Below are 12,277 nucleotides of genomic sequence, written 5' to 3' on the forward strand. Positions count from 1 at the left end.
CAACTATAACATAATGATTCATTTCTTTGGAAACGTAAACAGTAAAGTATTTGCTGTTCAAACAACAGAAGAATTAACATCTGAAACAATTTCGAAGTTAATCTGGTTATTTGGCAACCAACCGAAAATAAATGCGGCGTCTCTTGACGCCTTTTTTGTTGGGCCTAGAGCAGCTATGATTACTCCTTGGAGTACAAATGCTGTTGAAATTACCCAAAATATGGGTGTTTCTGGAATCATCAGAATTGAAGAATTCGAAGCTGTTGCTGACAATTATTCTGATTTTGACCCAATGATTTCTCAAAAGTTTAGTGGATTAAACCAAGAAACTTTTACTATCAATATTCAACCTGAACCAATTCTAGAGATTGATGACATCGCTGCTTATAATGAGCAAGAAGGATTGGCTTTAAGTGATGAAGAAATTGCTTATTTAGAAGAAGTAGCTACTAAAATTGGTAGAAAATTAACTGATTCTGAAGTATTTGGATTCTCTCAAGTAAATTCAGAACACTGTCGTCATAAAATTTTCAATGGAACTTTTGTTATTGATGGAGAAGAAATGCCTACTTCTTTATTCAAGTTAATTAAAGAAACATCAAAGCAAAATCCAAACGATATTGTATCTGCTTATAAGGACAATGTTGCTTTTGTAAAAGGACCAAAAGTGGAACAATTTGCTCCGAAGAGTGCAGATAAACCAGATTTTTACGAAACAAAAGAGTTTGAATCTGTTATTTCATTAAAAGCTGAAACACACAACTTCCCTACCACTGTTGAGCCTTTTAACGGTGCTGCTACAGGATCAGGTGGTGAAATTCGCGATAGATTAGCTGGAGGAAAAGGATCTTTACCGTTGGCTGGTACAGCTGTGTATATGACTTCTTATTCTCGTTTAGAAGAGAATCGTCCTTGGGAAAAAGGAATGGATGAACGTAAATGGTTATATCAAACTCCAATGGATATCTTAATCAAAGCTTCTAATGGTGCTTCTGATTTTGGTAATAAATTCGGACAACCATTAATTTGTGGGTCTGTCTTAACTTTTGAACATGAAGAAGATGCTCGCAAACTTGGTTTTGATAAAGTGATTATGCAAGCGGGTGGTATTGGATATGGTAAAAAAGAGCAAGCATTAAAAGATACTCCACAAGAAGGAGATAAAATAGTAATTCTTGGAGGTGAAAACTATCGTATTGGTATGGGGGGAGCTGCAGTTTCTTCTGCTGATACTGGAGAATTTTCTTCAGGAATTGAATTAAACGCTGTTCAGCGTTCAAACCCAGAGATGCAAAAACGTGCTGCCAATGCTGTTCGTGGTATGGTAGAAAGTGATGAGAACTTTATTGTATCTATTCACGATCACGGAGCTGGTGGACACTTAAACTGTTTATCTGAATTAGTGGAAGATACTGGTGGAAACATCGATTTAGATAAATTACCAGTAGGTGACCCTACTCTATCTGATAAAGAGATTATTGGTAATGAATCTCAAGAGCGTATGGGATTAGTGATTGCTGAAAAGCATATTGATACCCTTAATAAGATTGCTGAACGTGAACGTTCACCAATGTACACTGTTGGTGATGTTACTGGTGACCACCGTTTTACTTTTGAATCTAAAACCAATGGTAATAAACCAATGGATTTAGCTTTAGAAGATATGTTTGGTAGCTCTCCTAAAACGATTATGACTGATAATACAGTAGATCGTAATTATGCTGATGTTGAGTATTCTAAAGAAAACTTTACTAACTACTTAGAACAAGTTTTACAATTAGAAGCTGTTGCCTGTAAAGATTGGTTAACAAATAAAGTTGACCGTTGTGTTGGAGGAAAAGTGGCGAAGCAACAATGTGTTGGTTCTTTACAAATTCCATTGAACAATGTAGGTGTGATGGCGTTAGATTATAAAGGTAAAGAAGGTATTGCTACTACAATAGGACACTCTCCTATTTCAGGATTAATTGATCCTGAAGCAGGAAGTAAAAACTCAATTGCTGAAGCGTTAACTAATATTGTATGGGCTCCTTTAAAAGATGGCTTACAATCAGTTTCATTATCAGCAAACTGGATGTGGCCTTGTAAAAATGAAGGTGAAGATGCTCGTTTATACAAAGCGGTAAAAGCTGTTTCTGATTTTTCTATTGATTTAGGAATCAATGTCCCTACAGGAAAAGATTCTTTATCAATGAAACAGAAATACCCTAATGAAGAAGTAATTTCTCCAGGTACTGTGGTTATTTCTGCTGCAGCTAACTGTAACGATATCAATAAAGTAATAGAACCTGTTTTACAACCAAACAAGGGAGACATATATTATATTAATTTATCGCAAGATGAATTTAAATTAGGAGGAAGTTCGTTTGCGCAAATAGTAAACAAGTTAGGTAACTCTGCTCCTACTATTACTAATAATGAATTCTTTAAATCAGCATTTAATGTTTTACAAAATTTAATAAAAGAAGGAAAAATCGTTGCAGGACATGATGTTGCATCTGGAGGATTAATTACTACTTTATTAGAATTGTGTTTTGCAAATGTGAATGTAGGTGCAAATTTAGATTTATCTACTTTAAAGGAAACTGATAGCATTAAGTTGTTATTTGCTGAAAACTCAGGAATTGTTTTCCAAGCGGTAGATTCATCTGTAGAGCAAACTCTAGCTGAAAATAATATTGAATTCTTCAAAATAGGTTCGGTAACTGAATCTGACAGATTAAATATTAAAAACGGAACCGATATTTTTGCTTTATCTGTTGCTGAGCTAAGAGATACTTGGTATAAGACTTCCTATTTATTAGATCAAAAACAAACAGCTAATGGTTTAGCTAAAGATCGTTTTGATAATTATAAGAATCAACCATTACAATATACATTCCCAACTCATTTCACAGGTAAACTAACTGATACAGTGGGTATTGTAACAAGCAGACCAAAAGCTGCAATTATTCGTGAAAAGGGTTCTAACTCAGAACGCGAAATGGCAAATGCTATGTATTTGGCTGGTTTTGATGTGAAAGATGTTCACATGACAGATTTAATTTCTGGTCGTGAAACTTTAGAAGATATTCAATTCATTGGTGCAGTTGGAGGATTTTCTAATTCAGATGTTTTAGGTTCTGCAAAAGGATGGGCTGGAGCATTCTCATATAATGAAAAAGCAAATACTGCTTTGAAAAATTTCTTTAAAAGAGAAGATACGCTTTCAGTTGGTATTTGTAACGGATGTCAGTTGTTTATGGAATTAGAACTTATTAATCCTGAACATAATGAGCATGGTAAAATGCTTCACAATGAATCTAAAAAACACGAAAGTTCATTTACATCTGTAAAAGTTCAAGAGAATAATTCAGTAATGTTATCTAGTTTAGCTGGAACTGAATTAGGAGTTTGGATTTCTCACGGAGAAGGAAAATTCAATTTACCTGAAACTGAAGATAATTATAATATTGTTGCTAAGTATGGATATGAAGGATATCCTAACAATCCAAATGGTTCAGATTATAACACTGCAATGATGTGTGACAAAACTGGTCGCCATTTAGTAACTATGCCACATATTGAGCGTTCAACTTTCCAATGGAACTGGGCTTACTATCCACAAGATAGACAAGATGAAGTTTCTCCTTGGTTAGAAGCTTTTGTTAATGCAAGAAAATGGATAGAGAATAAAAAATAAGTAGAATACTACATTCTCAACTACAAAAAGCACTCTGTAAACAGGGTGCTTTCTTTTTTTTACAAAAGTAAACATAAAAACCAATAATTTACATCTGTAAACTAAAAAATAATCGTTACAATTGTAATTAACTTCCACAATTATATTTATAAGTAAAGTATTCTACGTTTATATAAGCATAGCTACCTCTTTATGATTATCAGTACTTATAAATATCAGCAGTTTAAAGTAATTATATAAGCTTTATAATTTTTATATGCTGATTTTTAAGATTCTGAAGTTTATTTTAAAAAGAAACTATTATTCCTGATATTCTGGTTCTATTCTGTTGTTTACGACCTATTAAATAGGCATCAATAACTGTAAAATGAAGCTTTAACTGTTAGTTTTTTAGTGTGTTAACATAGGTAAACAACAGAAATACTGGTATTTTATATATTACAATTGTAATTATATCTTTTTATTTACAATATAACTTTTCTTTATGACGTTACTATAACTTGTTGTTTTTTAGCTATTTATTTGCCTTGTATTGAAGTTTTACATGAATACATTTATGATAAATTTTAAAAAAATCACTCTTTTTCTTGTTTACAATTATAAAATAACATATATTTACAACTGTAAACAACCCCTAATGTTTACACAAGTAAACAAATGATAGAAAGACTAAAACAGATATTAGATTATTACAATTTATCAGCGTCAAGTTTTGCAGATAAGATTGATGTTCCAAGATCTAGCATTTCTCACCTATTATCAGGAAGAAATAAACCTAGCTTAGATTTTATTATAAAAGTTGAAACGGCTTTTGATGAAGTAGACTTGAATTGGTTAGTATATGGTAAAGGTAGTTTTCCTCCAAATACAAAAAATCAAGAGAAAGAGATAAATATAGAGAAAAATGAAGCTCCTTCTCTGTTTACTGAAAATGTAGTATTTGACCAAGAACCCGAAAAAAAATCAAATACACAATTCTCAGAGAGTACTATGAAACCAAAAGAGTCAGCCGCTTTTAGAGAAATTAAGAATATTTTAGTTCTATACGATGATGGAACCTTTGAAGATTACAAAAAAAGATAATAGTATAAATGATTTCCCTAACAATCCCCTAAGAATTTAATGAGTTGTAAAATTCAAATAACCCCTCGGTATTTGTTTCCCCTTACAAACCGTTTGAATTTTATGAGTCATTAAAAACTAAATTCCCCTAAAACTTATGTCCCCTTTAAGTTGAGTTTAGAAATTGTCCCCCAAGGCAACCCCCTCATGCTTGCCCCCTTACAAGCAAATCAACCCCTTAAAATAGAAGAAGCCTGTATTATAAAAATAATACAGGCTTTTTTGATTTTTATAAGTAAGTCTAATTTTATGTCAACATTCCTCCATCAACTGATAATGTTTGACCAGTAATATATGAACTCATATCAGATGCTAAGAATACACAGGCATTTGCAATATCTTCTGGAGTTCCTCCTCTTTTTAAAGGAATTTCATTTCTCCAACCCTCAACAACTTTTTCATCTAATTTTGCTGTCATCTCAGTTTCTATAAAACCAGGAGCAACAACATTACTACGAATGTTACGAGAACCTAACTCTAATGCTACTGATTTTGAGAATCCTAAAATTCCTGCTTTTGAAGCTGCATAATTTGCTTGACCAGCATTTCCTTTTAATCCAACAACAGAACTCATATTAATAATTGATCCTGCACGTTGCTTCATCATCGGACGAATCACTGCTTTTGTTAAATTGAAAACTGATTTTAAATTTACTTCAATTACTTTATCAAAATCATCTTCTGAGATACGCATTAACAAATTATCTTTTGTAATACCTGCATTGTTTACCAATACATCAATGGTTCCGAATTCTTCCAAAACGTTTTTTGCTAACTCTTGAGCTGCATCAAATTCTGCTGCGTTTGATTGATATCCTTTAGCTTTTACTCCTAATTCTTTCAATTCATTTTCTAAAGCAGTTGCTGCCTCAACAGAGGAGTTATAAGTAAATGCAACATTACATCCTTGGTTTGCAAACTCTAAGGCAATTCCTCTACCAATTCCTCTAGTAGCTCCTGTAATAATTGCTGTTTTATTTTCTAAAAGTTTCATTTATTAGTTGTTTTAATAGGGTCAAATATAAAAAGAAAATCCTGCTAAAGATTATTTTTTAGCAGGATTTTATATTGATATAAACTTTAATAAATTAAGATTTCATCTTCTTTTCGTTTACATAATTAAATAAATAATCAACATCTAGTTCTTTTATTTTACCTAATTTTTGTAATGACTTAACATCTAAATCTTTTTTATTACCAATCACCATTACGTTGTAAGACTCTCCTTTTACATTTTTATCAAAAAATGCTTTTAAATCTTCTATAGTCATACCTTTAATAGTATTGTACATTTCCTCTCTATTATCATTATCAATTCCTAACTTTTTTAACCTTTCATACGACCAAAAGATGTTAGACTTTGTAATTCTTTGAGCGGCTATTTTCTTTAATGTAGCTTCTTTAGCTGCATTAAATTGCTTTTCTGCTTCTGGCATGTTATTCATTAAATCCATCATAGCATCTACCGCTTGTTCTAACTTATTTGCTTGCGTACCAACATAAGCCATTACATAGTTAGGATCTTCTTTTTTTCTGGCGTTTCTATAAGCTGCAAATGCAGAATAAGCCAACGATTTAGATTCTCTAATTTCTTGGAAAACGATTGATGATAACCCACTTCCGAAGTATGTGTTAAATAATGTTGAAGCTGCTAAGTTTTCTGGTTTAAATGGTTCTCCTTTAGCTAAAAACAACATTTCAGTTTGTACCATATCATAATCAGTATAAAAAACATTTCCACCAGTTTCAGTTTCAGCATATTCTTTTGCAGCGGGGTAGTCTTTTAACTCTCCTAAAATTTTATGATGATTGTTTAACGCAACAACTACAGCATCTATATCTTTACCATAATAGAAAATGCGTTGCTTATAATTTTTCATTCCTTTTACAATGTTTACAAGCTCTTCTGGATTGATGGCTTTTAACTCATCAATTTGCATAATATCTCTTAAACGAGAGTTTTCTCCATATTTTCCATAGCTATATAAACCATTCCATAGAATATTACCTTTTTGAGTTTTTCCGTCTTGACGACCTTTGTAGATTTTTTCTACATACTTATCATAAGCTTCTTGATCTGCTTTAGCATTTTCCCACAAATGTTCTAACAATTCTAAACCTTTAGGTAAATTTTCTTTCAATCCACGTAAACCTACGTAAGTTTTATCATCTTGAGCACTTACATAATAATCTACTCCTAACTTGTAAAACTCTTTTTTAATTTCTTCAGCAGAATATTTATCTGTACCTATATATTCTAGGTATCCAGCAGCAAGACTTAATTTTTTATCATTGTCTTTACCCATATCGAAAATGATGTTCAAGTCGAATAAGTCATTCTTTTCGTTTAAAACATAAGAAACTTTAATATCATTTGCCATTTTAGTTTCTTTTATAGCTGTTTTATAATCGATAAACTTTGGTTGTAATGGAGCTGATTCAATTTTATTGAACTCCTTTAAAAACTCTGAACTTTTATCCCTGTTCAAGTTTACTGGAGTAATTCCTGGATTTTGAACTTTTACAATATTTTCATCTTCTCCTTTACGTTTATAAGTTACAACATAGTTATTCTGATAAAATTTGTTAGCAAAATCTACTAATTCTTGCTTTGAAATCTTTTTTAAATCATCTAAAAACTTCACCTTATCAGACCAATCTTCATGATGAATAAATGCATTAAAATAAGCGCTAGCTAAAGCTGTATTATTTTCATATTGACGAGTTTGACTTAATTTTAAATCATTTACAACAGCGTCAATCATCCAATCTTCAAACTCTCCTTTCTTTAATTTTTCAATTTGCTCTAATATTAAGTCTTTAACTTCATCCAAAGTTTGACCTGATTTAGGGTTTCCTGTAAAAGAATGGTAACCATAATCATTTAAAAATGTCGGAGAACAACTAGCTCTTTGTACTGCTTGCTTTTGATTTAAATTTAAATCTAATAAGCCAGCATTACCATTAGCCATAATCATATCACAAAGTGTTACAAACTTTTCTTCTTCAGTATTTACACCTTTAGATCTATAAGCTATAGAAATTGATTCAGAAGTTGGACCAAAAACTTCTTTAATAATTGGTTGCGAAATTGACTCTTCTTCTGGTAAAATTGGGTGTGCTAATTCTTTCTTTTCAAATTTTCCAAAAGTTTCATCCACTTTTTTAATGGTAGCTTCAAAGTCTAGATCTCCAACTAATACTACTGCCATATTATTAGGTACATAATATTTATCAAAATAATTATGAATATCTACCATCGAAGGATTCTTTAAATGTTGACCTGTACCAATAGTAGTCTGTTGTCCGTAAGGATGATTAGGGAATAATCCATCTAACATTGCCGCATAACGTTTTCTAAAGTCATTATCTTGACCTCTGTTAAATTCTTCAAAAACAGCTTCTAACTCAGTATGAAATAAACGCAATACTAATGTACTAAAACGTTCAGCTTCTAAATCTAACCACTTATTTAACTCATTTTCAGGAATTTTGTTTTTATAAACAGTCTCTTCAAACCACGTGTGAGCATTAGTACCAGTAGCTCCTAATGAAGCAGTCATTTTATCATATTCATTAGCTACAGAATAGTTAGATGCTTCTAAGGAAACTTTATCTATTTCTTTATAAATAGATAATTTTTTAGCTGGATCTTCCTCTGTTCTATGTTGTTCGTATAAATCGGAAATCTTTGTTAAGTATTCTTTTTCTTTTTCCCAATCAACTGTCCCTATTTTATGAGTTCCTTTAAACACCATGTGTTCTAGATAGTGAGCCAAACCTGTTGATTCTTTTGGATCATAATTTGAACCAGCTCTAACCGCTATATATGTTTGAATTTTAGGTTCATCAGTATTCTTACTTAAATACACTTTAAGTCCATTTTCTAATGTATATAAGCGTAAGCCTGTTGGGTCATTGGTTACGGTTTCATAACTGAAACCATTCACATCTTTGTGTTGTTCTGTCTTTACCTCTTTTTCCGAAGTTGTTGTTTGCTTACAACTTATATAAGTTATAAGCAACATGCTAATACATAGCAATTTAATTGTTTTCATAAATAATTTAGTTTTGATTAAAATAAAAATCCATCGAATTTACAAATTCGATGGATTTTACAATAAAATAATATGTAATTTTAACAGTTAATGCTAAAATATTTTTCTTTATGCTAAAACTTTAGCTACCATTTCTCCAATTTTAGCAGGAGATTCTACAACGTGTACTCCATTTTCAGCTAAAATTTTCATTTTTGCTTGGGCTGTATCATCAGCACCACCGACGATAGCACCTGCATGTCCCATTGTTCTACCAGCTGGAGCAGTTTGTCCTGCGATAAAACCAACAACTGGTTTTCTATTTCCATCAGCTTTAATCCAACGAGCAGCTTCAGCTTCTAAGTTACCTCCAATTTCACCAATCATTACGATTGCTTCAGTTTCATCATCATTCATTAATAACTCAACAGCTTCTTTAGTAGTCGTTCCAATAATTGGATCTCCACCAATACCAATAGCTGTAGTAATTCCGTAACCTTGTTTTACAACTTGATCAGCAGCTTCATAAGTTAAAGTTCCCGATTTAGAAACAATACCTACTTTACCTTTCTTGAAGATAAATCCTGGCATAATTCCTACTTTTGCTTCTTCTGGAGTAATCACACCTGGACAGTTAGGTCCTACTAAAGTACAATCTAATTGGTCAATATAAGCTTTTACTTTTACCATATCAGCAGTAGGAATTCCTTCAGTAATACAAATGATTACTTTGATCCCAGCTTCAGCAGCTTCCATAATAGCGTCAGCAGCAAATGCTGGTGGCACAAAAATAATTGAAGTATCTGCTCCTGCTTTTTGCACAGCTTCGTCAACTGTATTAAAAACTGGTTTACCTAAATGCTCTTGACCTCCTTTACCTGGTGTTACACCTCCAACTACGTTTGTTCCGTAATCGATCATTTGGCCAGCGTGGAAAGTACCTTCGCTTCCTGTAAAACCTTGAACTATAATTTTTGAATCTTTATTTACTAAAACACTCATTGGTTTGCTTTTTATTATTTTTTTTTAAGACAGACAAAAATAACTTTTTAATTGTGTTTTCACAATTAATTTTAGGTTACTTTTTTTCTTTATTTGTTGCATTTTTTAAATAGATGACTTCCCTTAGTGTTTGACGGTACTCACGTTGTGGAGTTCCATAATACACTCCTTTTTTAAGAGATTTCGAGACCCCTGTCTGTGCCATCAAAACAGTACCCTTTTCAATTGTTAAACCACTAATAATACCTACTTGTCCCCAAATTGTAACTTCATCTTCAATGACAGTACACCCTGCAATACCTGTTTGTGCAGCTATTAAACATTTTTTACCTATCACAGTATCGTGACCTATATGCACTTGGTTATCGATTTTAGTTCCTTTTCCTATTAATGTATCTCCAGTTACACCTCTATCAATAGTACATGAAGCTCCTAAATCTACATTATCTTCAAGTACTACTCTACCTCCAGATATTAATTTATCAAAGCCTTCTGGTCTATTTTTATAATAGAAAGCATCTGCTCCTAAAACTGTATTGGCGTGAATTGTTACATTATCTCCTATTATACAATTATTGTTAATTGACACATTAGCATGAATTAAACAATTTTTACCAATTCTTACATTCTCTCCAATGAAAACATTTGGTTGTATAATAGTATTTTCTCCTATAATAGCAGATTCAGCAATACTACTTTTTGATGCTATAAAAGGGTTAAAGTGTTTGGTTATTTTATTAAAATCTCTAAAAGGATCATCAGAAATTAATAATGATTTTCCTTCTGGACAATCTACTTTTTTGTTTATTAGTATTGTAGTAGCAGCTGATTTTAATGCTTTATCGTAGTATTTTGGATGATCTACAAAAACTATATCTCCCTTTTCTACTACATGAATTTCATTAATTCCTGCTATAGGAAAATTACTTTCTCCTACAAATTCAACATTTAATAACCCTGCTATTTGCTCTAGAGTTTGAGGTTGTTTAAATTTCATCTTTAAAAATAAATTCCCGCTAAAGCGGGAATATTAAATTTATTCTTTGATACGCTCCGTATATGCGCCTTTTTCAGTATCAATCTTTATTTTGTCTCCTTCATTAATAAATAAAGGTACATTAATTCTAGCTCCAGTTTCAACAGTTGCTGGTTTAGTAGCATTTGTTGCTGTATTTCCTTTCACTCCTGGCTCAGTATGTGTTACTTCTAAAATTACGTGTGATGGCATTTCTACTGATAATGGCATTCCATCTTCTGTATTTATTAAAACAGTAACTACTTCACCTTCTTTCATTAAGTCTGGTGCATCTAATACTGATTTTTGAAGTGTAATTTGGTTATAATCTTCCGTATTCATGAAGTGGTATAAATCTCCTTCAGGATATAAATACTGAAATTTATGCGTTTCTACACGAACGTCATCAATCTTATGTCCCGCAGAAAAAGTATTATCTATCACTTTCCCTGATGTAACACTTTTAAGTTTTGTACGAACAAAAGCAGGTCCTTTACCAGGCTTTACATGTAAAAATTCAATAATTTTAAATATGTCGTGATTATACTTTATACATAATCCTTTTTTAATATCTGATGTTGATGCCATTTATTTGATCTTTATTGTTGCTCTTATAAGTGCAATTTTACTAATTAATTTGCTTTAAAATATCCTTTCATGATTCCGCGATGCGAATCTTTTATAAACTGAATAATTTCATCTCTTTCTGAGGTTGCTTCCATTTCAGCTTCTATAATATCAATCGCTTGTGAGTTATTATAGTTCTTCTGAAATAAAATACGATAAACGTCCTGAATTTCTCTAATCTTTTCAGTTGTAAAACCTCTTCTTCTCAACCCTACTGAGTTAATTCCTACATATGATAAAGGCTCTCTTGCTGCCTTTACATAAGGAGGAACATCTTTACGAACTAACGACCCACCTGTTACAAAAGCATGATTTCCTACTGAAGCAAATTGATGTACTGCCACCATACCTGCAAGTACCACATTATCACCCACTGTTACGTGACCTGCTAAAGTTGAATTATTTGAAAAAATACAGTTATCTCCCACTTTACAATCGTGCGCAATATGACAATATGCCATAATTAAACAGTTATCTCCAATAACTGTTTTCATTCTGTCTGAAGTTCCTCTGTTAATGGTTACACACTCTCTTATAGTAACGTTGTCTCCTATTTCTACGGTCGTATCCTCATCATTATATTTTAAATCTTGAGGAATAGCTGAAATAACAGCACCTGGAAAAATTCGACAGTTTTTACCGATGCGCGCACCTTCCATAATAGTTACATTGGAACCTATCCATGTTCCTGAACCTATTTCTACATTTGCATGTATGGTAGTAAAAGGTTCAATAACTACATTTCTAGCTATTTTTGCTTGAGGGTGTACGTACGCAAGTGGTTGATTCATA

Annotated in this window: 8 protein-coding genes; 2 read left to right on the plus strand and 6 right to left on the minus strand. The window is 32.0% G+C overall.

Features of this window, described 5'->3' with window-relative positions:
• The first annotated feature begins 13 nt into the window (after window positions 1–13).
• Together purL and ACTPNM_RS10075 are read left to right on the plus strand one after the other, a co-directional pair.
• Window positions 14–3,682, plus strand: coding sequence for a phosphoribosylformylglycinamidine synthase (gene purL / locus ACTPNM_RS10070; protein ID WP_440121638.1), 3,669 nt, complete (start codon window positions 14–16; stop codon window positions 3,680–3,682).
• Between the two features lie 657 nt (window positions 3,683–4,339).
• Window positions 4,340–4,765 (plus strand): helix-turn-helix domain-containing protein, encoded by a 426-nt coding sequence (locus ACTPNM_RS10075; protein WP_440121639.1) that lies wholly within the window; start codon window positions 4,340–4,342, stop codon window positions 4,763–4,765.
• Between the two features lie 286 nt (window positions 4,766–5,051).
• Here ACTPNM_RS10075 and fabG read toward each other — a convergent pair whose 3' ends face one another.
• The 6 genes from fabG to lpxA all read right to left on the minus strand — a co-directional run bounded on the left by fabG (window position 5,052) and on the right by lpxA (window position 12,276).
• Window positions 5,052–5,798: a 3-oxoacyl-[acyl-carrier-protein] reductase gene (gene fabG / locus ACTPNM_RS10080; RefSeq protein WP_125344947.1), complete on the minus strand. Its 747-nt coding sequence runs from the start codon at window positions 5,796–5,798 to the stop codon at window positions 5,052–5,054.
• Between the two features lie 94 nt (window positions 5,799–5,892).
• A complete protein-coding gene (locus ACTPNM_RS10085; RefSeq protein WP_440121641.1) occupies window positions 5,893–8,862 on the minus strand; it encodes a M16 family metallopeptidase in 2,970 nt (989 codons plus the stop codon).
• A gap of 108 nt (window positions 8,863–8,970) precedes the next feature.
• Window positions 8,971–9,843, minus strand: a complete 873-nt coding sequence (sucD, locus tag ACTPNM_RS10090; RefSeq protein WP_099214339.1) for a succinate--CoA ligase subunit alpha — start codon at window positions 9,841–9,843, stop codon at window positions 8,971–8,973.
• A 76-nt stretch (window positions 9,844–9,919) separates the two neighbouring features.
• Complete coding sequence (locus tag ACTPNM_RS10095) at window positions 9,920–10,840, minus strand: UDP-3-O-(3-hydroxymyristoyl)glucosamine N-acyltransferase (RefSeq protein ID WP_440121642.1); 921 nt, start codon at window positions 10,838–10,840, stop codon at window positions 9,920–9,922.
• A 39-nt stretch (window positions 10,841–10,879) separates the two neighbouring features.
• Window positions 10,880–11,446: an elongation factor P gene (gene efp / locus ACTPNM_RS10100; RefSeq protein WP_047788759.1), complete on the minus strand. Its 567-nt coding sequence runs from the start codon at window positions 11,444–11,446 to the stop codon at window positions 10,880–10,882.
• A gap of 44 nt (window positions 11,447–11,490) precedes the next feature.
• Window positions 11,491–12,276 carry an acyl-ACP--UDP-N-acetylglucosamine O-acyltransferase gene (gene lpxA, locus ACTPNM_RS10105; protein ID WP_274639945.1) on the minus strand — a complete coding sequence of 262 codons (786 nt, stop codon included), beginning with the start codon at window positions 12,274–12,276 and terminating at the stop codon, window positions 11,491–11,493.
• Window position 12,277: the final 1 nt, after the last annotated feature.

It is taken from the genome of Tenacibaculum sp. Ill (assembly GCF_051938915.1).
GTDB lineage: Bacteria > Bacteroidota > Bacteroidia > Flavobacteriales > Flavobacteriaceae > Polaribacter > Polaribacter larymnensis.

Excerpts from the sequence above, each read along its gene's own strand:
- ACTPNM_RS10085 (WP_440121641.1), bottom strand. The coding sequence starts at position 8,862 with ATGAAAACAATTAAATTGCTATGTATTAGCATGTTGCTTATAACTTAT.
- fabG (WP_125344947.1), bottom strand. The coding sequence starts at position 5,798 with ATGAAACTTTTAGAAAATAAAACAGCAATTATTACAGGAGCTACTAGA.
- ACTPNM_RS10095 (WP_440121642.1), bottom strand. The coding sequence starts at position 10,840 with ATGAAATTTAAACAACCTCAAACTCTAGAGCAAATAGCAGGGTTATTA.
- efp (WP_047788759.1), bottom strand. The coding sequence starts at position 11,446 with ATGGCATCAACATCAGATATTAAAAAAGGATTATGTATAAAGTATAAT.
- sucD (WP_099214339.1), bottom strand. The coding sequence starts at position 9,843 with ATGAGTGTTTTAGTAAATAAAGATTCAAAAATTATAGTTCAAGGTTTT.
- purL (WP_440121638.1), top strand. The coding sequence starts at position 14 with ATGATTCATTTCTTTGGAAACGTAAACAGTAAAGTATTTGCTGTTCAA.
- lpxA (WP_274639945.1), bottom strand. The coding sequence starts at position 12,276 with ATGAATCAACCACTTGCGTACGTACACCCTCAAGCAAAAATAGCTAGA.
- ACTPNM_RS10075 (WP_440121639.1), top strand. The coding sequence starts at position 4,340 with ATGATAGAAAGACTAAAACAGATATTAGATTATTACAATTTATCAGCG.